Here is a 23,073-nt window from a genome sequence, read left to right on the forward strand (position 1 = left end):
CAAAAACAGACATAGAACGGTAAACTTTGTTCACACTTTATTAACGAGAGAAAAACAAAATGGCTAAGAAACCGACGCCCAATTTTGAGACAACATTAAAAGAGTTAGAAAGCATCGTAACGAATTTAGAATCGGGTGACTTACCGCTCGAAGATGCTTTAAATGAATTTGAAAATGCGGTAAAACTTGTGCAACAAGGACAAGAATATTTGCAAAAAGCAGAACAACGCATTCAAATTCTTCTTAATAAAACACCTGAAGCTGAACTCACCGACTACTAATATGACTTACTCTCTCTCAACCGATCTTGCTGAAATCCAGCAACGTATTAACCACTATCTTTCTACTCAGCTTAAAACACTCAAAACTACGCAAGCACCGCTCACCGATGCGATGGCTTACGCTGTCTTACTTGGCGGAAAGCGAGTTCGTCCGTTTTTGATGTATGCGACTGGGCGAATGTTGGGCGTAGACTTAGCAAAAATCGATGCTTCTGCAGGAGCAATGGAGTCTATTCACGCTTATTCATTAGTACACGATGATTTGCCTGCGATGGATGATGATGCATTAAGACGAGGTAAACCTACCTGTCATATTGCCTTTGATGAAGCCACGGCAATTTTAGCGGGCGATGCTCTGCAAAGTTTTGCTTTTGAGCTAATTGCAGACGATGAACTACTCACTCCTTTGCAAAAAATTCGTCAAATTCAATCACTTGCAAAAGCCGCTGGTGCAAAAGGAATGTGCCTGGGGCAAAATTTAGATTTGCTTGCGGAAAACAAAGCAGTTTCATTAGAAGAATTAGAATTTATTCATCGTAATAAAACAGGGGCGTTAATTGAAGCCTCTGTGTTAATGGGTTTTAACCTTTCTGATTATGCAGAAGATAAACGTATTGAAATGCAGCTTCAACGCTATGCCCAAGCGATTGGCTTAGCTTTCCAAGTGCAAGACGATATTTTAGACGTCATTGGTGAAACAGATAAAATCGGCAAAACCGCAGGGGCTGATGAGCAGCACAATAAAAGCACTTATCCTAAACTACTAGGCTTAGAAGGGGCACAGCAAAAAGCTCAAAAACTTTATCAGGTAGCGATTGATACTTTAAATGAGCTGAATTTTGATACGACCGCACTAAAAGAGTTGGCAGATTTTATTATTCATCGAGAAAATTAAGTTCATAAAAATGGTTGGTAAAAATGCGTAGTTTGATAATTCAATACCACGCATTTTATTTTAATATCCCTCACTTTCAGCCAAAACCCCATTCACAATCGCAATCCCTGCACTTGCCCCAATTCTTGTTGCACCAGCTTCTATCATCGCTAATGCGGTTTGTGTATCACGAATACCGCCTGAGGCTTTTACGCCAATTTCGCCAACGGTCTGTTTCATTAACGCCACATCCTCTACGGTTGCCCCGCCTTTATTGAAGCCTGTTGAAGTTTTTACGAAGGCAACGCCAATGGCTTTACAGATTTCGCACGCTTTAACAATTTCTTCTTTGCTGAGTAAGCAAGTTTCCAAAATCACTTTAAGTGGTGTGTCATGGCAAGCATGAAATACAGCTTGAATATCGGCTTGCACCTTTTCCCATTGGTTCGATTTAATCCAACCCACGTTAATCACCATATCAATTTCGCCCGCCCCCGCTTGAATCGCTTGCTCGGTTTCAAACGCTTTAACCACAGTTGCATTTGCTCCCAATGGAAAGCCAATTACTGTGCAGATTTTTACCGCTGAATCAGCAAGTTTTTGCTTAGCGAGCGAAATATGGCAAGGGTTGATACAGACAGAATAAAAGCCATATTCAAGCGCTTCTTCGCAGAGTTTTAGAATATCTTGTTCGGTTTTTTCAGCAGTGAGAGCGGTGTGATCGATATATTTTGCAAGTTGAGATGCGTTCATAAAATCTCCTTTGAGTGAAAATAAAATTGCCCACAATATACGCCAACTGGTTAGATTTGCAAAAGATTTTACCATCTTAACCGCTTACCTTTTTCTTTATGAAGAAAAAATGTGATTTAGTTATCATTTCTGAAGTTTCACTCTGTTTTCAAAATATCAGCTTGCTATAATCCGAAAGGGTTAATTAATTTCGAGGTTAGTATGAGTGAAACAGCGATAACCATCGGTCTGCTTGCCCTTGTTGCCGTGATTGGACTTTGGGTAGGGCATTGGAAGATCAAAGGCGTGGGGCTTGGTATTGGCGGCGTGTTATTTGGTGGGATTATCGTCGCCCATTTCACCACACAATACGGCATTCAGCTTGATAGTCACACGCTACATTTTGTGCAAGAATTTGGCTTAATTCTGTTTGTTTATACTATCGGTATCCAAGTCGGTCCGGGCTTTTTTTCCTCTTTGCGAAAATCAGGACTGAAACTAAATGGCTTTGCGATTTTAATTGTTGTGCTTGGCTCGCTTGCGACCATTATTATCTACAAAGTCACAGGCATTCCGCTTGATGTAGCTATTGGAATTTATTCTGGTGCGGTAACTAACACGCCAGCACTGGGTGCAGGGCAACAAGTTTTAGCCGAGCTCGGTATGACGGGCGTAACCAGCACAATGGGGATCTCCTATGCCATGGCTTATCCTTTCGGGATTTGCGGCATTTTGCTCTGCATGTGGCTGCTTCGTCTCTTCTTCCGCGTGAAAATTGATGAAGAAGCACATAATTTCGTGAAAGAGAGCGGGCAGGATAAAGAGACGCTCGATACCCTTGTAGTGCAAGTCTCTAACCGCAATTTAGACGGCATCAATTTAACTGAAATCCCGGGTTTTAACCAAGAAGATGTGGTTTGCTCGCACCTAAAACGGGGCGAAGAAACCTTTGTGCCGAAAGCGGACAGCGAAGTGCGGCTAGGCGATGTGTTGCATCTGGTCGGGGAAAGTGCCTCGCTAAAAAAAATGCGGCTGATTATTGGCGATGAAGTCGATGTGCCTGTTACGACCTCAAGCGGAGAAATTCGTGCTGAACGTGTCGTGGTAACCAACGAAAAAGTGCTCAGTAAAAAAATCCGCAGCCTTGGCATTAACCAAAAATATGGCGTGGTAATTTCTCGCCTAAACCGTGCAGGAGTTGAACTCGTGCCAACCGGCAACACAACACTTCAATTTGGGGATGTATTACATATGGTAGGACGCACTGATGTGTTAAACAACGCTATTTCGGTTATTGGTAATGCGCAACAAAAATTGCTACAAGTGCAAATGTTACCCGTGTTTATCGGGATTGGCTTAGGCGTATTACTCGGCTCATTGCCATTAAGCATCCCCGGTTTCCCTGTTGCCTTGAAATTAGGGCTTGCAGGCGGACCACTTGTAGTCGCAATCATCCTTGCTCGTATCGGTAGCATCGGCAAACTCTACTGGTTTATGCCACCAAGTGCTAACCTTGCCTTGCGCGAAATTGGCATCGTGCTTTTCCTCTCTATCGTCGGCTTGAAATCGGGCGGCAGCTTTGTTGATACACTCACTAAGGGCTCTGGTTTAGAATGGATGGGCTACGGCATTTTCATTACCCTCATCCCGTTATTGATTATCGGTGTGATTGCACGTTGGTATGCCAAAATGAACTATCTCAGCCTTTGTGGCTTGCTCGCAGGCTCAATGACCGACCCACCCGCACTTGCTTTCGCCAATGAGATGAAAGAAGAGAGCGGCGCACAAGCTCTTTCCTATGCAACAGTTTACCCGCTTGTCATGTTCTTGCGGATTATTTCGCCACAATTGCTGGCAATATTGTTGTTTGTGGCGTGATTTATCAAATGAAAGCGGTCGATTTGTAAAAAATTTTTGCAAATCGACCGCTTGTTTATTTACGCCGCTTCCCGATGATAGAACCTCAAACTATGCTCTTTTTGGCGAGCAGAGCTGAAAGCGGAAACTCGTTTTAAGTAGCCAATTACGCGCGTGCCGTAATCGATATCTTTCGAGCCACATTCTGGACAGCATTGCAAGGTGCGTTTGTCGATATGGTCGCAGGCGTTGCAGATAGTGATTTTTACGTTAATGCAGAAGTAGTTGCAGCCCGTTTTGGCTGCGATGTCGAGCATTGTGCGGTAGCCCGTTTGGGTTAAGGCTTCGTCTAAATTCAAATGTAAGGCGGAGCCGCCATCAAGCCATTCAATCAGCTCTTTACCGTGGAGTAAGAATTTATCGAGGGCGTTAATTTGCTCATCTTCTACCACATAAAAATAGGAATTGTAGCACTCACGTGGCACAAAATAGCCGTCAGCTTTATCCCATTTCGCATTTTTCACACCTAAATTTTCCGCGGGCACAAATTCGGTGTTGAACTTCACGCCATACTGTTTTGAAGCTTGCTGGTTCGATTCAAAAATCACTTTTAAGCGACTTTGCACAAACAGCATATAGTCAGGATTATAGCCCACAGTTAAGCCTTGGGATTCCGCTGCTTCTGCCATGCCGTTAATGCCAATAGTGAGAAACTGTTTGTCAAGTGAGATAAAGCCCGCATCATACACAGGCAACATTCCTGCCGCGAGATACTCTTCCATCAATTTACGATAAGCGACTTGATATTGGTGGATCTTGCTGACTTCTGTTGCCAAATCGCGTCCATCTTGCACTAAGCGGTTCATATTCAGCGTAATCACGTTAATCGACCCTGTTGCCACACCGCCTGCACCAAGTGAATAGGAGAAAGTGTGATCCGCAATCTCATTGCGTAATCGGCAACAAGAAGCGAGCGAGTCTGGGTTGTCTGATTGATAGATAAAGAAGGCATTACCTTGCGAGAGCTCTTCCGCCATTTGGTCAGCAAATTCACTGTCTTTGCATTTGCCATTTTCAGTCAGCATTGCAGCTGTCACCACAGGAAAGGTTAAAATTGCCTTGGTGCGTTCTTGGTTAAACCATTTCATAAAGAAGCGTTGCAGTTTGGCGGTGGTTTCCCAGTTTGGGCGTTCAAAATCGGGGAAGACGAAATCGCCGAACATCGCCTCAAAATAGAAACGGTCATAAACCGAAATGTTCCAGAACACGCTTTGATAACCACGCGCCGCAGCGGGCTGGTTGATGCTATAAACCACTTGTTGAAGATGATTTTCCACCTCCAAGCGGTGTGTTTCTAAGTAATTTTCACCAAAATCTTTACGGGCGAAATAGTCGAAATAGGTTAAAAATTCCACTGTTGCTACTGCACCAGCAAATTGAGAACTCACAGCAAATACAAAGTTAATAAACGAACCGCAAAATGAGGCGAGATGTTTCGGGGCTTGAGATTCTCCGCCCAGCTTGGTTAAGCCTTCACGCAAAAATGGGTACATCGTCACCGATACGCAATAAGGCTTAAGGCTGGTTTCATCGTGAACATAAATCTCGTGGGCTTCGATTTGGCGAAGATACTCGTCTGCCATCGCTTGCCCAAATAGTTCTGCGATTTTCTGGCTCACTTTGGCACGGTTGATCTGCACGAAAAAATCTTTCATCAACTCTTGTTCCATTGTCGCAATGTTTTTTTGGGTCACGTTCGCATTAGCGTCCATTTTCGAACCATCGGCAGCATTTTTAGCTTTTTTATATTCTGTGATGAAATTTAGCTTTTGAGAAAGTTGAGTGGGGGTGAGTCGGATCATATTTTTTCCTTAACACTACATGTTTTTTAATGATGAAAACTTCGTTCCCTCTATAAACGGGGAGATATCAACGAATAAATAAACTATTCAAACACTCCCCCGTCCTTAAATCGACAAATCGTTGGTTGGTAGTAAGGCTATTTAATCCGCCACGCTCAGCAATCCAGCACCCTGTTTTGAGGTAGGTGAGTGAGGTTAAAATTCTTGGGTCAAGTTCTGTTTTTTCTAAGCCAGTATAAAGACAGGTTGCCAGCCCCTCGGCTTGTGCTATTTTAAGCAATGGAATGAGTTTTTCAGGCAACCATTCTCCGCCCATAAACAGCACGCAAGTGATAAAACCTTGGTATTTTTTGAGCTGTTCGGCAAGATAAATCTCCGTCAAAATCTGACCACTTCCCCGTTTCCAGCTCTCAATGCTATGGCAACCTTTACAGCCTAAAGGGCAACCTGTAATCAAAAAAGCGAGGCTAGTTTCATTCGGCACTTCTTGCCAAACGACTTGTTGGTTGCAAAATCTTATTTCTTCCATTTTAAAATTAAATTACTATATATTGTGTATTTGTTTACAAATAATCACAAGATGTAGATATGCTACGATTTTTCTAAAAAAAAGAAAATAGAAAAATTTGCACAAAAGGGGTTGCAAAATTTTTAGTTAAAGAAAATCAAAGAGATAAACCCAGAAATTTTTTCAGGTTAATTTTGTGTTAAAAATGGATGGAAATGTTGCGTTTTTGGTAAGTGGTTGAATTTCTTTTATTTTTTGCAAGCATAATATTTCAGTTACTAAAATTACCCCGTTTTTTCTATTGTTCACACTGTCAAAAAACGGGATAATAAGCACATTTTTTAATATTGAATGTGAAATTTGGGTGTGGAAAATGGTGGATTATCTTCTTCTGATTATAGGCACGGCACTCATAAACAACTTTGTCTTGGTGAAATTTCTTGGGCTTTGTCCGTTTATGGGGGTATCGAAAAAAGTCGAAACAGCGATCGGTATGGGGTTGGCAACAACGTTCGTACTGACTGTGGCATCACTTTCGGCTTATTTGACGGAGACATTTATCCTCATTCCGCTGCAAGCCCAATTTTTACGCACACTTGTTTTTATTTTAATTATCGCGGTCATCGTACAATTAACTGAGATGATTATCCACAAAACGAGCCCTGTGCTTTATCGCCTGCTTGGGATCTACTTACCGCTGATTACGACCAACTGTGCTGTATTAGGAGTGGCATTGTTGAATGTAAATCTTACTAATAACTTGGTGCAATCAGTACTTTATGGCTTTGGTGCCGCACTTGGCTTTTCACTTGTTTTAGTGCTTTTTGCCGCACTGCGTGAACGATTAGCAGCGGCGGATGTGCCTCGTCCGTTCCAAGGAGCTTCTATCGCATTAGTCACCGCAGGCTTGATGTCGCTTGCCTTTATGGGCTTTGCAGGGTTGGTAAAAATCTAATGTTAGCCTTTTCCATTGTGACTTATATTATTATCGCCATCGTGGTTATCGCCTTGATTTTTGGGGCGATTTTGGGCTATTCCTCTGTAAAATTGAAAGTGGAAGAAGACCCAATTGTCGAGAAAATTGATGCGATTTTACCGCAAAGCCAATGCGGACAATGTGGCTACCCAGGCTGTAAACCTTATGCAGAAGCGATTGCTAATGGCGATGTAATTACCAAATGTGTGCCAGGTGGACAACCGTTAGTAGTGAAAATTGCGGATTTATTGGGCGTAGATGTGCCTACAATGGATGGTGTGGAAGAGCCCGAAACTAAAGTGGCGTTTATTCACGAAGATCTCTGCATTGGTTGCACCAAATGTATTCAAGCCTGCCCTGTGGATGCGATTGTGGGCAGTAACAAGGCGATGCACACTATTATTGCGGATTTCTGCACAGGCTGTGAGCTCTGTGTCGCACCTTGCCCAACCAACTGTATTGAGATGATTAAACCGAAAAAAACAGCTCGCCAATGGAACTGGCAATTTGATCCAAATTTGGTCATTCCAATTGTGAACACCACCGAAATTCAACAGAAAAAAGTGATTGGCGGAGGAGCGGATGAGTAATCCAAATGAAGTGCTAACTCGCATTCGCCTTAATAAAGAAACAGGCAAACTTTGGCAATTTCCTGGCGGAATTCACCCGCTTGAGAACAAAAAACAGTCAAGCCAAAAACCTATTCGCACGTTGAATTTACCGAAATATTTTTATGTGCCTGTGGTACAACATTCTGGCTGGGCAGGCGATCTGATCGTCAAAGAGGGCGATTATGTCTTTAAAGGGCAAGCACTCACTCAAGGCGATCACTACCGCCAATTGCCTGTGCATGCACCGACATCGGGCAGAGTGGTAGCAATTGCCCCACACGTGGCATCACACGCTTCTGGTTTACCAGAAATGACCGTAGTGATTGAAACTGACGGCAAAGATGAGTGGATTGAACGTAAACCGATTGATGATTTTTTGCAAATGGGTAGCGAAGAAATTATCGAAAAAGTTTACCGATATGGTATTGCTGGATTAGGTGGAGCGGTGTTTCCAACAGCATCCAAACTTAGCCTTGCGGATAAACGTTGTAAGCTGTTAATTATCAACGGGGCGGAGTGTGAACCTTACATTACCTGCGATGATCGCTTGATGCAGGAGCGAACGAATGAATTGGTAGAAGGTATTCGCATTTTGCGTTATGTGCTTCGCCCTGAAGAAGTCGTGATTGCGATTGAGGATAACAAACCAAGCGCAATCAAAGCGGTTAAAAAAGCCTTGAAAGGTGCAAATGATATGTTTGTGCGTGAAATTCCGACTAAATATCCCTCTGGTGCAAGCGATCAGTTGGTGCAAGTGCTTACAGGCTTAGAAATTCCGCAAGGCAAACGCACGATTGAAATGGGTATTGTGATGCATAATATCGGCACAGTCTATGCAGTAAAACGAGCAATTATGGACGATGAACCTTTAATTGAACGGGTCGTTACACTCACTGGTGATAAAATTCGCAATAAAGGCAATGTCTGGGCAAGATTGGGCACACCAATTATTCACTTGCTTGAACAGGTCGATTATCAAGCTGATGCGCGTTTCCCAGTTTTTTTAGGTGGGCCAATGACGGGCTTTATTTTGCCATCATTGCAATCGCCGATAACCAAAACCGCAAACTGTATTATCGCTCCAGATCATTTTGAATATGCACCTCCAGAGCCTGAACGCAGCTGCATTCGTTGCTCGAGCTGTTCGGATGCTTGCCCTGTCGGCTTATTACCGCAACAGCTTTACTGGTTTGCCCGTTCAGAAGATCACGAAAAATCTAACGAATACCACTTAGAGGCTTGTATTGAGTGTGGCATCTGTGCTTACGTCTGCCCAAGTTACATTCCTCTTATTCAATATTTCCGCCAAGAAAAAGCCAAAATTGCAGAAATAGAAGAGAAAACGAAGAAATCGGAAGAAGCAAAAGAACGTTTTGAAGCACGTGAAGCTCGCTTGCAGAAAGAGAAAGAGGCTCGCACTGCTCGAATTAACCAAGCGGCTGAAAAACGCCGTGAAGAGATTGCTCAAAATCAAGGTGAAGATCCTGTAGCAGCCGCGCTAGCTCGTATTAAAGCGAAAAAAGCGGAGCCTACATCCGAAGTTCATGTAAAAGCCAATGGCGAACCTGATAACAGCGATTTGATGGCACAACGCAAAGCTCGCCGCTTAGCTAAACAGGGAGAGACTACACAAGCAGTTGAAAAAGTTGAAGAAACTGCAAAACCAGCTGAAAATCTATCTGAGAACCTAGATACGAAAAAAGCAGCTGTCGCTGCGGCACTAGCCCGTGCTAGAGCGAAAAAAGAAGCACAACAGGCACAAGCGGTTGAAAAAACGGAAGAAGCTACAAAACCTACTGAAGAGCTTGACTCACGCAAAGCCGCTATCGCCGCGGCACTTGCACGTGCGAAAGCGAAGAAAGATGCACAACAAGCGATCGAAAAATCTGAAGAGGTTGCAAAACCTACTGAAGAGCTTGATCCTCGCAAAGCCGCTATCGCTGTGGCGATTGCTCGTGCGAAAGTGAAGAAAGAGGCACAGCAAGCGGTCGAAAAAATCGAAGAGGTTGCAAAACCAATGGAAGAACTCGACCCGCGCAAAGCAGCTGTGGCTGCAGCAATTGCTCGTGCAAAAGCAAAAAAAAGCAGCTCAACAACAGAGTGAACAATAACCGAATAATGGAAAGAAAAGGAAGCATCAATGTTTAAAATGGTCAGCTCCCCACATACACACGGGAGCAATTTAACCGCCAAATTTATGTTATGGGTGATGGTTGCTATGTTGCCCGCCCTTGTTGTGCAATGCTATTACTTCGGCGTTGGCGTGTTGGTGCAGGTTATCATTGCAGTTAGCTTTGCTGTGGTTATTGAACTTACTGTGGCAAAACTTCGCCAAAAACCGACTGCTTTCTATTTGGCGGATCTCTCTGGCATTTTAACCGCACTGATTTTAGCAATGTCTATTCCGCCTTATTCCCCTTATTGGATCGTGATGATCGGGGTGATTGTTGCTTTACTGCTGGCAAAACATATTTACGGTGGGTTAGGACAGAATTTGTTTAATCCTGCAATGGTAGCGTATGCCTTGTTGCTGATTTCGTTCCCTGTGCAAATGACCTCATGGAGTGTACCAAGCCAGCTATTAAGCGAGCCGCCAACAATGAACGACGCCTTTCATTTGGTTTTTACAGGTGTTACGAGCGATGGTTTTAGTTTACGCCAATTAGTTGATAGCGTGGACGGTATTACTCAAGCAACACCACTTGATAGTGCGAAATTAGCGATGAAGGCACAAGGTTTTATTGCACCAGAACTTGCACAAAATATCAGCGATAAATTGGGCTTCAACGGCTGGTTTCAAATCAATTTGGCGTTTTTGATTGGTGGGATTTTCCTGATTGCGAAACGTATCATTCACTGGCAAATTCCAGTAGCGATGTTGACGGTGTTTGTGTTGTGTAGCTACACGGACAACACAGTGAAACAACTCGCTTTTGCCGATTCGAGCAGTGCATTGTGGGAAACGTGGCAACATCTTTTTAGTGGGGCGATGATGTTTGGGGCGTTCTTTATTGCGACTGATCCCGTTTCCGCCTCCATTACACCACGTGGAAAACTAATTTTCGGTGGCTTAATTGGCTTGTTGGTTTACCTGATTCGTTATTATGGAAATTACCCCGATGCGGTGGCATTCTCAGTGTTGCTAGCCAATATTTGCGTACCGCTGATTGACCACTATACGCAACCAAGATTGTACGGGACGAGAAAATAATGAATACCTCAAAAATTACCTTAAAATACGCCCTTTTGCTTGGGCTTATTGCGTTGCTTTGCACCGCAGTTTCAACGGGCGTTTATCTGCTTACTAAAGGGAGAATTGATGAAGTAACGGCTAATCAGCAACGAGCTTTATTACACGAGGTTGTCCCACAGAATCATTTCGATAATGATTTGCTCGCAACCTGTAAAGTGGCAAATTTACCTGAAGCACCGCATTTAAACCGCATCTATATTGCAAAAAAAGCGGATAAAACGACCGCTTACGCACTGCAAGGCACAGCACCAGATGGTTATTCAGGCAATATTGTGCTGTTAATGGGGATCGAGCCGAATGGTACGGTGTTAGGTGTGAGAACCTTGCAACATACCGAAACACCAGGGCTAGGCGATAAAATCGAAACCCGCATTTCAGATTGGATTTTATCTTTCGCAGGTAAGCTTTTTTCACTTGAAAACGAAAGTAGTTGGGCGGTAAAAAAAGATGGTGGGCAGTTTGACCAATTTACAGGCGCAACCATTACGCCACGTGCGGTAGTCAATAATGTGCGTGAAAATGCGAAATGGGTGATTACTCAGTTGGTGCAATATCCAGAGCTTGTCGAGAAATTAGAGGAGTGCAAATAATGAATTGTCAAGAACAGCAAATTCCAGTCACTCAAATTGAAACGGAAGCAACGCCAACGCAAAGCGTGTGGAAAACGCTATTTATGGATGGCGTTTGGAAAAATAATAGCGCGTTGGTGCAACTGCTTGGACTTTGTCCACTTTTGGCGGTATCTAATAGCGTGATGAATGCATTAGGGCTTGGCTTAGCAACAATGTTTGTATTGATTGCCACAAATACTACGATCTCTCTATTTCGTAAGGTAATCCCTAATGATATTCGTATTCCGATTTATGTGATGATTATCGCCACCGTAGTAACCGCAGTGCAATTATTAATGAATGCATTTGCTTATTCGGTTTATCAATCACTAGGGATTTTTATTCCACTGATTGTGACCAACTGTATTGTGATCGGACGAGCAGAGGCTTACGCTTCAAAGAACAATGTGGCACAATCCTCCTTTGATGGGTTTGCGATGGGATTAGGAGCAACATTAAGCCTTGTTGTGTTAGGCGCGTTACGTGAATTGCTTGGGCAAGGTACACTTTTTGATGGTTTAGACTTATTATTAGGCGATTGGGCGAAATCATTACGCCTAGATGTGTTACACTTAGACTCTGGCTTATTATTAGCCATTTTACCCCCTGGTGCCTTTATCGGCTTAGGGGTAATGTTAGCCATTAAGAACTTAATTGATAAAAAATAATGACTGAAATTACAGAACAGAAAGGCTACACGCATAAATTTTTGTGGCAATTTTTACTACCAAAGTACTGGAGCATATGGCTTGGTGTGCTAGTGTTGCTCATATTAGCGTTTGTGCCTTATCTATTGCGAGATAAACTAGCTGTTTTTGTTGGCAAAGTGGCTTGCCACTATTTGAAAAAGGAAGGCAACAAACAATTCCGTCGTTCAGATATTAACTTACGTTATTGCTTTCCCAATTGGAGTGAAGACAAGCGGTTAAAAACGATTGAAGAAATGTTTATTACCGTAGCTCAAACAATGTTGGGCATTGGTGAAATTGCAGTGCGTTCGGTGAAACATCTGCAAAAACGGAGTGAATTTATCGGGCTTGAGCACATTTATCAAGCTAAAGTGGAAGGCAAAAATATTATTCTACTTGTGCCACACACTTGGGCAATTGATGCATCTGGGATTATTCTGCATACACACGGAATGCCAATGGTTTCAATGTATAATCCACACCGAAATGCATTAGTCGATTGGCTCTGGAACGCAACCCGTGAGCGTTTTGGCGGACGAATGCACACACGTCAAAATGGGATTAAGCCATTTTTAGCAGATGTCAAAAAAGGGAATATGGGCTATTTCTTGCCAGATGAAGATTTTGGTAAGGAATTAAGTGTTTATGTCGATTTCTTTGCAACGGAAAAAGCAACTTTGCCAGGGCTAAACAAAATGGCTCGTGTCGCAAATGCAGTGGTTATTCCAATGTTTGCTACTTATCAAGCAAAGAAAGGCGTATACCAAATGGAAATTTTGCCTCCGCTAGAATTTTCGGGCACACCTGAACAATCTGCCCGTGAAATGAACAAAGTGATTGAATATTTTGTGACTAAATCGCCAGAGCAATATGTCTGGATTTTGCGTTTATTAAAAACGCGCCGTGATGGGCAAGATATTTATAAAAAGAATAAAGAGTGAGAGATTGAATGAGCGAAAAATTAGATGTTCAACCCGCTAAGATTAGACAACCTCGCCGAATTTCCCCTTTCTGGCTTTTGCCGATTGTGGCATTTGCGATTGGTTGTTTATTATTTTTCCAAATTTTGCAAGAACGTGGGCAGATGATCACCATTCGTTTTAACGAAGGAGACGGCATTACGGCAGGTAAAACAGCGATTCGTTATCAAGGCTTGCAAATTGGTGTGGTCAAAAAAGTCTATTTTGTAGATAACCTTAAACGTGTGGAAGTGGAAGCAGAAATTAACCCAGAGGCTCGTTCTGTACTAAAAGAGGGAACGCAATTTTGGGTAGTAAAACCAACCGCTTCACTTGCGGGTGTTTCGGGGTTAGATACCCTTGTTTCAGGCAACTACATTACGCTTAAACCTAGCGATGATCCCAATGCAAAAAGTGAAGATGAGTTTATCGCTCAAGATGAACCACCCGTGGCAATTGCGACTGATGGTGCATTGTTGATTAAGTTAGTATCGGATGATCTCGGTTCACTGACAACAGGCTCGCAAGTCTATTTCCGCAAAGCGCCCGTAGGGCAAGTAGCAGACTACCGTTTTAGTGCAGATCGTAAAAAGGTCGAGATTGATATTTTAATCAATAAAAAAGATGTTAGCTTAGTGAAGAAAAATAGCCGCTTCTGGAACATCAGCGGCGTGAACGTAAAAGCGGGAATGTCGGGCGTTGATCTCTCAATGGATAGCTTGGCTTCTGTGGTGATGGGCGGTGTTGCTTTTGATTCCCCAGATAATGATGAACCTGCTGAACAAGGGCAAAACTATGCGCTTTATCCAGATTATAAATCAGCAAAACGTGGCGTCGATATTCAGATTTTAGTGCCTATGGATGATGGACTAAAACTGCAAGAGACAGGTGTGTTCCACAAAAATGTACAAGTAGGTTTATTAACTGATTTAGAAATTCCTGTTGAAAACGATAGCATATTTGAAGAGCTACAGCCTGAGCAGAAGAAAGGAATGCTCAAAGGCACATTATTAATCGATCCGAATTATGTTCATCTGTTTAAAACAGAAACAAAAATTTTACTTAGAGAGCCAACATTTAGCTTAGATAAAGAGCAAATTAGTAAAATCGGAGAACTATTCCGTGGTGACTATTTTGATGTTTTAAGTGGTTCGGGTGAAGCAAAAACACAGTTTACGGTTGAAAAAGAAGAAGATTTCTTGTTAGGCTTACCGAATATGTTAGCCTTAACGTTTCAATCTGCAGAATCTTATGGTGTAGATGAAGGGCAAGGCATCTATTATAACGATGTACAAATTGGAGAAATTTTAAAGCGTAATCTCACCTTAAATAATGTGGAATTCCAAGGGGTAATTTATCCCGCATATCGCCATTTAGTTGGGCAAAATAGTAAGTTTGTCGCGATTTCTAACTTGGATGTAAATATCGGTTTAGACGGTTTACGTGTCAAAGCAGGTTCACCAAGTGATTGGATCAAAGGTGGCATTCGTTTATTAGCAGATAAGCCTTCGGGCAAAGCAAAAAGTAAATATCCGCTTTATAAAGATGTAGATTATGCAGAACTTGGCATTGCTTCTAGTGAAAAATTACCAACTTTAACGCTCTCTACCAATACCCCTTCAGGTATTAGCCAAGGTTCGGTGGTGCTTTATCGTGATTTCCAAGTGGGCGAAGTGTTAAAAGTACGCCCAACAAAAAACCAATTTGAGGTAGATCTTTTTGTTGAGCCTGCTTATCGCCACTTAATCAGCGAGAAAAACCGTTATTGGGTTGAGCCTGCTGTTTCTGCAGATGTTTCACTTAAAGGTGTGAGTATTCAAGCCTCACCGATTATGCGAACACTTAAAGGCGCGATTAGCTTTGATAACCAAGCAGAAAGTGGTAGTAAAACCCTTTTTGCAAGCAAAGAAAAAGCATTATCTGGCAATACTTACCTTACTTTAATTGCAAAAGATGCCTCCAAACTGACTGAAGGAATGGACATCAAATATATGGGCTTAACTGTGGGGAAAGTTGAAAAGCTAGAACTACAAAACGCAAAAAATCAGATAAAAGCGACCGCTTATGTCGAAGGGCAATATTATCCATTGCTTGCTAAAGCAGGCAGCAAATTTAATGTAATCTCAACTGAAATTTCTGCTTCAGGTGTAAAAAACATTGATGCGGCATTACAAAGCTATATTAGCGTAGAGGCGGGAAATGGTAAGGTGCAAACGCAATTTACACTTGCTGATACTGATACCGTTAAAACCACTTATGGCAATGGTTTTCCTGTGATTGTGGAAACAAGTGATGCACAGGGCATTCAAGTTGAAGCCCCCGTTTTCTATCGCGGAATGCAGGTAGGGATTGTGAAAAAAATAAGTTTAAGTGAACTAGGCGATCGCGTCTTTATTCACTTGGCGATTGAAAATAAATATCAGCATTTAGTGCGCAATAACACCGAATTCTGGGCGGCCTCAGGTTATACTATGAACATTAGCTTGCAAGGTGTGAGCATGAACTCAGGGACGATGTCGCAATTATTAAATGGTGGTATCGCATTCTCAACCCCATCAGGCAGAGTAGTGCAACCACAGGCAAAACCAAACCGCCATTTCTTATTACAACGTAAAATTCCGCAAGAAGCCCCAGAGTGGGATCAAGGAATTGCGGAATAGAAAGATTTATTATTAGGAGAGAATTATGCCTTTATTAGATAGCTTTAAAGTAGACCATACTAGAATGAATGCTCCAGCAGTTCGCGTGGCAAAAACCATGACAACGCCAAAAGGCGATACCATTACCGTGTTTGACTTACGCTTCTGCCGTCCGAATATTGATATTCTGCCTGTGCGTGGTATTCACACCATGGAGCACCTTTTTGCAGGCTTTATGCGTGATCACTTAAATAGCGACAACGTAGAAATTATTGATATTTCGCCAATGGGTTGCCGCACGGGTTTTTATATGTCGTTAATTGGTGCACTAAGCGAACAAGATGTGGTAAAAGCGTGGACAGCGTCAATGAAAGATGCGCTACACAAAGTGCCAGATGTATCGAAAATTCCAGAGCTAAACGAATACCAATGCGGTTCATACAAAGAGCACTCTTTAGAAGAAGCTCACCAAATTGCTCGTGATGTGTTAGCAAAAGGGATTGGCGTAAATCGCAACGAAGATTTAGCGTTGGATGAGAAGTTATTAAATCCGTAAGAATCTAAATTTATATAGCAAGTAAAATATTAAGCGGTAAAATTCTTATCTAATTTTACCGCTTGTATTATTTAAAACTTCATTTAATGCACATCATCATCCGCTAAAAAACCACCGCTTTGGTGTGTCCAGAGTTTGGCGTAAACACCACCTTGGGCGAGTAATTCTTCGTGTGAACCTTGTTCGACGATTTCACCTTTATCTAACACGATTAAGCGATCCATCGCCATAATGGTTGATAAACGATGTGCAATGGCAACGACGGTTTTGCCTTCCATTAAGTTTGTAAGGTTCTCTTGAATTGCTACTTCCACCTCAGAGTCTAAAGCACTAGTTGCTTCATCTAATAAGAGAATTGGAGCATCTTTGAGCATCACGCGTGCAATAGCAATCCGCTGGCGTTGTCCGCCTGAAAGTTTCACTCCTCGCTCCCCTACGTGGGCATCAAAACCTGTCCTACCTTTAGCATCTTGAAGATTCGGGATAAACTCGCTTGCAGCAGCTTGTTCAACGGCTTTAAGCATCTCTTCTTCTGTCGCATTTGGTCTGCCATACATCAAATTTTCACGCACAGAGCGATGTAATAACGAAGTATCTTGGGTTACCAAACCAATTTGTGAACGTAAACTTTCTTGTGTGATGTCGCAAACGTTCTGACCATCAATGGTAATTGATCCGTTTTGAATATCGTAGAAACGGAGCAATAAGTTCGTCAGTGTTGATTTTCCTGCCCCACTGCGCCCGACTAAACCGACTTTTTCACCTGGTTTAATCGTTAAATCAAATTTTTTAAGCAATGGTTTACGTGGATCGTAAGCAAAATCAACGTGATCAAACTTGATTTCACCTTTGGTTACCACAAGCGGTTTGGCATCGGTTTTATCCACCACACTATGTGGTTTTGAGAGCGTTCCCATTCCATCTTGTACTGTGCCAATATTTTCAAATAAACGAGCGAATTCCCACATAATCCATTGTGATAAACCTTTGATGCGTAATGCTAAAGCAGTTGAAGTTGCTATCGCACCCGCACTCACAAGCTCTTGTGACCAAAGCCACAAGCCAATGCCTGCTGTAGAAACGATTAAACTGATGCTCGTGAAGTTAGTCAATGTTTCAATCACTGTCACCAAACGCATCTGTTTATGCACCGTGACCATAAACTCTTCCATTGACTCTTTCGCATAATCTGATTCACGATTGCCGTGTGAGAAGAGTTTGACTGTAGCGATGTTAGAATAAGCATCGGTAATTCGTCCTGTCATGAGGCTTCGTGCATCTGACTGTTCTTGGGCGGCAAAAGCAAGTTTCGGCACGAAAATTTTAATGGTTAAACCAAGTGAAATAATCCATAAAATAAAGGGCAAAAACAGCCAACCATCAAACTGCAGCAAGATCACACTTGAAGTTGCAAGATAAACGGCAACATAAATCAGCATATCCGCACAGGTCATCACCACATCGCGCACTGCAAGGGCTGTTTGCATCACTTTTGCTGATACACGCCCTGCAAATTCGTCTTGATAGAAGCCCATACTTTGTCCAAGCATCAAGCGGTGGAAATTCCAACGTAAACGCATAGGGAATACACCTTGCAAACTTTGGAAGCGGATACTGCTTGATAAAAAGACAAGTAGCACGCCTAAGATTGCGATGCAAAACATTGTGATAATTGAACCGCCTTTCTCTGCCCAAAGTGCAGACGGGCTGAAGCGATTGACCCAATCGACCAATTCGCCCATAAATTGAAATAGAACCGCCTCAATAATCCCCACGCTTGCCACCAAAATAGTAAGCAAAATCAGATAAAATCGCATTCCTGTTGTCGCATCATAAATGAAAGGGAGTAAACTTGCTTTTGGCGTTTTTGGTTGTTCGTTTGGATAGGTTTCGATTCTATTTTCAAACCAAGTGAATAATTTATTTAACATGAATTTTCTAAGATAGAAGCCCTAAGATAAAACAAAGACGCACTATGATGCGTCTATGAAAATGATAAAAAATATTATACTTTTTTAAGCTGACTAAAAAAGCTTAAAATTTCGCCACTAATTTCTTTAAAGCGAATTAAAGAAAATCACCAGAATAATGACTGGAATCACAAATCTTACGTAATTAAACCAAAGATTTGTAAATGTCCTACCAGCGCCTAATTCTTCTTTGGCTTCATCTTTTAAAACAAAACCAACGAAAATAGCACTACCTAATGCGGTTAAAATAAAGAGAATATTACCGCTGATGTAGTCGAAAGCATCAAAAATGCTTTTGCCTATAATGGTTGTCTCTTTCCAAAGATTATCGCCTAATATAGAAGGAATATTTCCTAAAATGAAAATAACACCTAATGTCACAGCAATTGCTTTTTTACGCCCCATTTTCGTTTTTTCTTGTAAAGCGGTAATAATCACTTCATAAATTGTTAATGATGTCGTTAATGCAGCAACCACTAATAAGCCAAAAAAGATGATCGCAAAGATCGTCCCGCCCCACATATTTGAAAATACGATAGGTAAGCTTTGGAAGACGAGTGTTGGGCCTGAATCAGGTGGAACACCAAAACTAAAGAGCGATGGGAAGATCATAAATCCTGCAAGTACCGCAATAATAGTGTTCATAATGCCAGTAATGGTTGCGGTTTTTACTAGGTTTTCATTTTTGTCTAAGTAGCTTGAAAGCGTAATTAACACACCGAAACCAAGGCTTAATGCAAAGAACACTTGTCCTAATACAAACACGAAAAGTTGTGGCGTGATTTTAGAGAAATCTGGCATTAAATAGAATGAAATCCCTTCCATTGCGCCAGGTAAGGTAATGTTACGAATTACCATCACAAGCAAAAAGACAAAGAGAATTGGCATTAAATATTTAACGGAACGTTCAATACCATCTACGATCCCTTTGACCAAAATGAAGTAGTTTACGATAACAAAAAGAAGCGTGTAGGCAATAATTCCCCATAGATTGTCGTGGATATTCTCTTTTAAGAAAGATGCTGTGTATTCCACATTAAGTGGCTGAGAAAAATCTAGTTTGCCTGTTAAAAGACTGCCGATATATTCAAGTACCCAGCCACCAAGCACCATATAATAGGCAAGAATCCCGAAGGCCCCAAGCAAACCAGTATAACCTAAAATTTTCCAGCCTCTGGCAATTTTTTTACCATTTGCATGACCGCTAAACGCATCAATTGCATTCACTTTCATTCGGCGACCAATGACGTTCTCAACTAAGATCATCGGAATACCGATCACAATCATTGCAACACAAAATAAGAAAACATAAGCACCGCCACCATTTTCACCGACTAAATAGGGAAAACGCCACGTTGCACCGAAGCCGACAGTTGCACCTGCAACGGTCATCACATAAGCTAATCGGCTAGACCAAGACTGTCGTTCTTCTTGATTAGACATAAAAAATAAAATCTCCTAAAACAAATTTACCCTGTTCGGAAACAGGGTAAACCTGGATAAACACACTAAAAATTAACGAATAATGCCACGTGTTGAGCGCTTGAAGAAATCAAGATAAACCGCAACCACAGGCTCTTTTAACGCCATTTCTTCTAATTCTGGTAAAATTTCTTCTACCGTTTTGCTTGACGTGTAGATTAACTTATAAGCAGCTCGAATCGCGTGCATTGCTGGTTTATCAAAACCACGACGTTTTAAGCCTTCAAAGTTAATACCGAATGGGCGAGCGTGGTTACCTTGTGCCATCACATAAGGAGGTACATCTTGGCTAACCATTGAACCACCGCCAAGCATCACGTGCGAACCGATCACAGCAAATTGGTGAATCGCAGACATTCCACCTACAATTACAAAATCATCTAACGTCACATGCCCTGCAAGCGTACCGTTGTTTGCAATGATACAACGGTTACCAATGCTACAATCGTGAGCAATGTGGCAGTTAATCATAAATAAATTATCGTTTCCAACACGCGTTATGCCACCACCCTGCACAGTGCCACGGTGAATGGTCACGCTTTCGCGGATACGATTACGATCACCGATGATCGTTTTAGTCGGCTCGCCTTGATATTTTAAATCTTGGTTAATTTCACCAATACTCGCGAATTGGAAAATATGGTTATCTTCACCAATCTCAGTAATGCCGTTGATCACCACGTGCGAATGAATTTTGGTTCTCGCCCCTATTTTGACATCTTTACCGATAACTGAAAATGGTCCGATTTCAACGTGAGCGCCAATTTGGGCACCTTCTTCTACAATCGCTAATGGGCTGATTTTTGCAGTTGAATCAATTAAACGCATAATAAACTCCCCTTCCTAATTTGGGTTATTTTCTTGCACACATTAAGTCTGCTTCACAAGCCAATTTACCATCTACATAAGCTTTACCTGTAAATTTGGTAATACCACGTTTTTCTGTTAGAAATTCCACTTCTAAAACTAGCTGATCACCTGGCACAACAGGGCGTTTAAAGCGTGCATTATCAATTGCAGCAAAATAATAAAGCTCGCCCTCTTTCATTTTGCCATAGCTCGCCACGGCCAAAATACCCGTTGCTTGAGCCATTGCCTCTAAAATTAATACGCCAGGGAAAATCGGTTTTTGTGGGAAATGACCTGTAAAGCAAGGCTCATTAACACTCACATTTTTTACTGCTCTTAACCATTTACCTTCTTCATAGTCTGTTACACGATCGACTAAAAGGAATGGATAGCGATGCGGTAGCATATCCATAATTTCCGTGACTTCAATTACCTTTGGTTCTCTATTTTCTTGAATCTCAATTGTCATTATTTAAAAGACCTCTATCAATTTGATTAAATTCAGTTTATTCAGCTAATTTTTTTTCTAATGCTTTCACACGCTCATTGATTTTATCAATATTCATTGTTAAAGCTGCCGTTTTACGCCATTGTTTATTTGTTTGAGCAGGAATCCCCGAAGAATAAATACCTTTCTCGGTAATTGGCTTCATAATCATACTCATACCTGTAATAATTGCTCCATCACAAATTTCCATATGACCATTTAACACGCTTGCCCCACCAATTTGGCAGAAACGCCCAACTTTTAAACTACCTGCCATAATGACACCACCTGCAACCGCTGTGCCATAACCAATGTGAACATTATGAGCAATTTGGCAAAGATTATCTATAATCACATTATCTTCAATCACAGTCGGATCAAGTGCACCACGGTCAATACAAGTACAAGCCCCAATTTCCACATGGTTACCAATAATAACACCACCTGTTTGTGGGATCTTTATCCATTGCCCTTTATCATTAGCATAACCGAAACCATCTGAGCCAATCACGGCAGAAGATTGGATTAAACAATGTTCCCCAATTTTCACTTGATGATAAACTGATACATTCGCCCAAAGTTGAGTGCCTGTCCCGATTTGGCTATTTTGCCCTACAAAACAACCAGCTCCAATCACAACATCATCACCAAGTTCCACTCCTGCTTCAATCACCGCATTCGCACCAACCGATACATTCAGCCCTAATTTTGCTTCAGGCGAAATCACCGCACTTGGATGAATATTAGAAGCCGCTTTGGGGGTGCTGTCCATATATTGAGCGAGTAAGGCATAAGCCAAATAAGGATTAGCAACGATCACAATATTTTGATCTTCTCGACAATACGGAACATCGTCTTCGTTCACAATAATCGCTCCCGCTTGGCAAGCGGTTAAATTTTCTCGATATTTTGCATTAGAAATAAAGGTAATTTGCGAGCCATTTGCCTTGTCTAAAGCAGCGATACTTTGAATAGGCAAATCGGTGTTACCTCTAACAGTACCACCGATATGCTCCGCTAATTCAATTAAACGGAAAGTAGCCATTATTTTTTCGCTTCTTCTGGTTTAGCTTGCTCAGTTTTTGTTGCATCTGCTTTAGGTGCTTCTGGCAATTTAATTTCTGGATGTTTTGCTTTAATTGCATCTAACACAGCTTCAGTGATATCTTTGCTTTCATCTTCAGCGTAAAGTGCAGCTTGTGGTTGAAGAATTAAGGTATAACCTTTCGCTTTTGCTACTTCTTTAATAGTTGCATTCACTTCATCAATCGCAGTTTTTTGTGCTTCTTGAGGATTTAAACCACCACTATTTTTATTTGCATCTTCAATTTTTTGTTGGAAAGCATCCGCACGTTTTTGGAAATCTTCTGCTTTTTTCGCAAACTCTTGTTCACGTTTTTGAATTTCAGCCACTTTGTTTTCAAAAGCTTTTGCTTTGCCTTCAATTTTTGCTTGGCGAGCTTGGATCTCTTTAGCACGTAAACGCGGTGCATCCTTCTCTAATTGAGCAACCTCTTTTTTCAATGTCGCTTCAACGGTTGCTTGTTCTTTTTGAAGATTTTTTGCATCAATATTTAATGCATCACGCTCAGCTGTTAATTTTTTATTTTCTTCTGCTAATTTTTTATCTTCATCAGCAAATTTAGCCTGATTTTCTTTCATAAAATTTTCAAATTTAATTGAAGCATCAAGAAGAACTGGATGGTTCTGCATCACATAACCAGGATCAACAAAACCGATAGTATCTGCTGCATTCGCTACAGCTGAAGTTGCAAGTAAAGCACTTAATGCACTGATTTTAAATAACTTTTTCATTTTTTATCCTTAATTTAAACGAATGAAAGCGGTCAAATTTGCAAATTATTTTACTAAATCAA

21 protein-coding genes are annotated in these 23,073 nt (G+C 41.6%); 12 read left to right on the plus strand and 9 right to left on the minus strand.

The window, feature by feature from the left end; translation table 11 throughout:
* The first annotated feature begins 59 nt into the window (after window positions 1–59).
* Together xseB and ispA are read left to right on the plus strand one after the other, a co-directional pair.
* Complete coding sequence (gene xseB, locus DPV92_RS02565; RefSeq protein WP_111353523.1) at window positions 60–281, plus strand: exodeoxyribonuclease VII small subunit; 222 nt, start codon at window positions 60–62, stop codon at window positions 279–281.
* A 1-nt stretch (window position 282) separates the two neighbouring features.
* On the plus strand, window positions 283–1,176 hold the full coding sequence (ispA, locus tag DPV92_RS02570; protein WP_111353524.1) for a (2E,6E)-farnesyl diphosphate synthase: 894 nt from the start codon (window positions 283–285) through the stop codon (window positions 1,174–1,176).
* Window positions 1,177–1,236: 60 nt separating this feature from the next.
* Here ispA and deoC read toward each other — a convergent pair whose 3' ends face one another.
* Window positions 1,237–1,908 carry a deoxyribose-phosphate aldolase gene (gene deoC, locus DPV92_RS02575; protein ID WP_111353525.1) on the minus strand — a complete coding sequence of 224 codons (672 nt, stop codon included), beginning with the start codon at window positions 1,906–1,908 and terminating at the stop codon, window positions 1,237–1,239.
* A gap of 201 nt (window positions 1,909–2,109) precedes the next feature.
* Here deoC and DPV92_RS02580 point away from each other — a divergent pair, with 201 nt between their 5' ends.
* Window positions 2,110–3,765: a putative transporter gene (locus tag DPV92_RS02580; RefSeq protein ID WP_111353526.1), complete on the plus strand. Its 1,656-nt coding sequence runs from the start codon at window positions 2,110–2,112 to the stop codon at window positions 3,763–3,765.
* A 59-nt stretch (window positions 3,766–3,824) separates the two neighbouring features.
* Here DPV92_RS02580 and nrdD read toward each other — a convergent pair whose 3' ends face one another.
* Window positions 3,825–5,606, minus strand: a complete 1,782-nt coding sequence (gene nrdD / locus DPV92_RS02585; RefSeq protein WP_111353527.1) for an anaerobic ribonucleoside-triphosphate reductase — start codon at window positions 5,604–5,606, stop codon at window positions 3,825–3,827.
* A gap of 67 nt (window positions 5,607–5,673) precedes the next feature.
* Entirely contained in the window at window positions 5,674–6,135 is a 462-nt protein-coding gene (nrdG, locus tag DPV92_RS02590) for an anaerobic ribonucleoside-triphosphate reductase activating protein (protein WP_111353528.1), read from the minus strand.
* Window positions 6,136–6,487: 352 nt separating this feature from the next.
* On the opposite strand from nrdG, the gene rsxA reads away from it, so the two are divergent.
* The 9 genes from rsxA (at window position 6,488) to luxS (ending at window position 16,408) form a co-directional block, all read left to right on the plus strand.
* A complete protein-coding gene (gene rsxA, locus DPV92_RS02595) occupies window positions 6,488–7,069 on the plus strand; it encodes an electron transport complex subunit RsxA (protein WP_111353529.1) in 582 nt (193 codons plus the stop codon).
* Window positions 7,069–7,680, plus strand: a complete 612-nt coding sequence (rsxB, locus tag DPV92_RS02600) for an electron transport complex subunit RsxB (protein WP_111353530.1) — start codon at window positions 7,069–7,071, stop codon at window positions 7,678–7,680. Before rsxA ends, rsxB begins: the two co-directional genes overlap by 1 nt.
* Entirely contained in the window at window positions 7,673–9,805 is a 2,133-nt protein-coding gene (rsxC, locus tag DPV92_RS02605) for an electron transport complex subunit RsxC (RefSeq protein ID WP_111353531.1), read from the plus strand. The genes rsxB and rsxC overlap by 8 nt, the downstream gene beginning before the upstream one ends.
* 93 nt (window positions 9,806–9,898) lie before the next feature.
* The gene (gene rsxD, locus DPV92_RS02610; protein ID WP_404810735.1) at window positions 9,899–10,912 is read left to right on the plus strand and encodes an electron transport complex subunit RsxD; all 1,014 of its coding nucleotides are present in this window, start codon (window positions 9,899–9,901) and stop codon (window positions 10,910–10,912) included.
* The gene (gene rsxG / locus DPV92_RS02615; protein ID WP_111353532.1) at window positions 10,912–11,544 is read left to right on the plus strand and encodes an electron transport complex subunit RsxG; all 633 of its coding nucleotides are present in this window, start codon (window positions 10,912–10,914) and stop codon (window positions 11,542–11,544) included. Before rsxD ends, rsxG begins: the two co-directional genes overlap by 1 nt.
* Window positions 11,544–12,233: an electron transport complex subunit E gene (locus DPV92_RS02620; RefSeq protein WP_111353533.1), complete on the plus strand. Its 690-nt coding sequence runs from the start codon at window positions 11,544–11,546 to the stop codon at window positions 12,231–12,233. Before rsxG ends, DPV92_RS02620 begins: the two co-directional genes overlap by 1 nt.
* Complete coding sequence (gene lpxM / locus DPV92_RS02625) at window positions 12,233–13,195, plus strand: lauroyl-Kdo(2)-lipid IV(A) myristoyltransferase (protein ID WP_111353534.1); 963 nt, start codon at window positions 12,233–12,235, stop codon at window positions 13,193–13,195. The genes DPV92_RS02620 and lpxM overlap by 1 nt, the downstream gene beginning before the upstream one ends.
* Before the next feature lie 8 nt (window positions 13,196–13,203).
* A complete protein-coding gene (locus tag DPV92_RS02630; RefSeq protein WP_111353535.1) occupies window positions 13,204–15,873 on the plus strand; it encodes a PqiB family protein in 2,670 nt (889 codons plus the stop codon).
* Window positions 15,874–15,898: 25 nt separating this feature from the next.
* Entirely contained in the window at window positions 15,899–16,408 is a 510-nt protein-coding gene (gene luxS, locus DPV92_RS02635; RefSeq protein ID WP_111353536.1) for an S-ribosylhomocysteine lyase, read from the plus strand.
* Window positions 16,409–16,491: 83 nt separating this feature from the next.
* Here luxS and DPV92_RS02640 read toward each other — a convergent pair whose 3' ends face one another.
* From DPV92_RS02640 to DPV92_RS02665, 6 genes are all read right to left on the minus strand, one after another.
* Window positions 16,492–18,339 (minus strand): ABC transporter ATP-binding protein, encoded by a 1,848-nt coding sequence (locus tag DPV92_RS02640; RefSeq protein ID WP_111353537.1) that lies wholly within the window; start codon window positions 18,337–18,339, stop codon window positions 16,492–16,494.
* Window positions 18,340–18,465: 126 nt separating this feature from the next.
* A complete protein-coding gene (locus DPV92_RS02645) occupies window positions 18,466–19,821 on the minus strand; it encodes a sodium-dependent transporter (RefSeq protein ID WP_111353538.1) in 1,356 nt (451 codons plus the stop codon).
* Window positions 19,822–19,893: 72 nt separating this feature from the next.
* Window positions 19,894–20,688 (minus strand): acyl-ACP--UDP-N-acetylglucosamine O-acyltransferase, encoded by a 795-nt coding sequence (gene lpxA, locus DPV92_RS02650; RefSeq protein WP_111353539.1) that lies wholly within the window; start codon window positions 20,686–20,688, stop codon window positions 19,894–19,896.
* A 25-nt stretch (window positions 20,689–20,713) separates the two neighbouring features.
* On the minus strand, window positions 20,714–21,178 hold the full coding sequence (gene fabZ, locus DPV92_RS02655) for a 3-hydroxyacyl-ACP dehydratase FabZ (RefSeq protein WP_005710285.1): 465 nt from the start codon (window positions 21,176–21,178) through the stop codon (window positions 20,714–20,716).
* A gap of 37 nt (window positions 21,179–21,215) precedes the next feature.
* Window positions 21,216–22,241 carry a UDP-3-O-(3-hydroxymyristoyl)glucosamine N-acyltransferase gene (gene lpxD, locus DPV92_RS02660; RefSeq protein WP_111353540.1) on the minus strand — a complete coding sequence of 342 codons (1,026 nt, stop codon included), beginning with the start codon at window positions 22,239–22,241 and terminating at the stop codon, window positions 21,216–21,218.
* Complete coding sequence (locus tag DPV92_RS02665) at window positions 22,241–23,011, minus strand: OmpH family outer membrane protein (RefSeq protein WP_111353541.1); 771 nt, start codon at window positions 23,009–23,011, stop codon at window positions 22,241–22,243. The genes lpxD and DPV92_RS02665 overlap by 1 nt, the downstream gene beginning before the upstream one ends.
* Between the last annotated feature and the right edge of the window lie 62 nt (window positions 23,012–23,073).

Source organism: Pseudohaemophilus paraphrohaemolyticus (assembly GCF_003253115.1).
Lineage (GTDB): Bacteria > Pseudomonadota > Gammaproteobacteria > Enterobacterales > Pasteurellaceae > Haemophilus_A > Haemophilus_A paraphrohaemolyticus_A.

Excerpts from the sequence above, each read along its gene's own strand:
- xseB (WP_111353523.1), top strand. The coding sequence starts at position 60 with ATGGCTAAGAAACCGACGCCCAATTTTGAGACAACATTAAAAGAGTTA.
- ispA (WP_111353524.1), top strand. The coding sequence starts at position 283 with ATGACTTACTCTCTCTCAACCGATCTTGCTGAAATCCAGCAACGTATT.
- deoC (WP_111353525.1), bottom strand. The coding sequence starts at position 1,908 with ATGAACGCATCTCAACTTGCAAAATATATCGATCACACCGCTCTCACT.
- DPV92_RS02580 (WP_111353526.1), top strand. The coding sequence starts at position 2,110 with ATGAGTGAAACAGCGATAACCATCGGTCTGCTTGCCCTTGTTGCCGTG.
- nrdD (WP_111353527.1), bottom strand. The coding sequence starts at position 5,606 with ATGATCCGACTCACCCCCACTCAACTTTCTCAAAAGCTAAATTTCATC.
- nrdG (WP_111353528.1), bottom strand. The coding sequence starts at position 6,135 with ATGGAAGAAATAAGATTTTGCAACCAACAAGTCGTTTGGCAAGAAGTG.
- rsxA (WP_111353529.1), top strand. The coding sequence starts at position 6,488 with ATGGTGGATTATCTTCTTCTGATTATAGGCACGGCACTCATAAACAAC.
- rsxB (WP_111353530.1), top strand. The coding sequence starts at position 7,069 with ATGTTAGCCTTTTCCATTGTGACTTATATTATTATCGCCATCGTGGTT.
- rsxC (WP_111353531.1), top strand. The coding sequence starts at position 7,673 with ATGAGTAATCCAAATGAAGTGCTAACTCGCATTCGCCTTAATAAAGAA.
- rsxD (WP_404810735.1), top strand. The coding sequence starts at position 9,899 with ATGTTATGGGTGATGGTTGCTATGTTGCCCGCCCTTGTTGTGCAATGC.
- rsxG (WP_111353532.1), top strand. The coding sequence starts at position 10,912 with ATGAATACCTCAAAAATTACCTTAAAATACGCCCTTTTGCTTGGGCTT.
- DPV92_RS02620 (WP_111353533.1), top strand. The coding sequence starts at position 11,544 with ATGAATTGTCAAGAACAGCAAATTCCAGTCACTCAAATTGAAACGGAA.
- lpxM (WP_111353534.1), top strand. The coding sequence starts at position 12,233 with ATGACTGAAATTACAGAACAGAAAGGCTACACGCATAAATTTTTGTGG.
- DPV92_RS02630 (WP_111353535.1), top strand. The coding sequence starts at position 13,204 with ATGAGCGAAAAATTAGATGTTCAACCCGCTAAGATTAGACAACCTCGC.
- luxS (WP_111353536.1), top strand. The coding sequence starts at position 15,899 with ATGCCTTTATTAGATAGCTTTAAAGTAGACCATACTAGAATGAATGCT.
- DPV92_RS02640 (WP_111353537.1), bottom strand. The coding sequence starts at position 18,339 with ATGTTAAATAAATTATTCACTTGGTTTGAAAATAGAATCGAAACCTAT.
- DPV92_RS02645 (WP_111353538.1), bottom strand. The coding sequence starts at position 19,821 with ATGTCTAATCAAGAAGAACGACAGTCTTGGTCTAGCCGATTAGCTTAT.
- lpxA (WP_111353539.1), bottom strand. The coding sequence starts at position 20,688 with ATGCGTTTAATTGATTCAACTGCAAAAATCAGCCCATTAGCGATTGTA.
- fabZ (WP_005710285.1), bottom strand. The coding sequence starts at position 21,178 with ATGACAATTGAGATTCAAGAAAATAGAGAACCAAAGGTAATTGAAGTC.
- lpxD (WP_111353540.1), bottom strand. The coding sequence starts at position 22,241 with ATGGCTACTTTCCGTTTAATTGAATTAGCGGAGCATATCGGTGGTACT.
- DPV92_RS02665 (WP_111353541.1), bottom strand. The coding sequence starts at position 23,011 with ATGAAAAAGTTATTTAAAATCAGTGCATTAAGTGCTTTACTTGCAACT.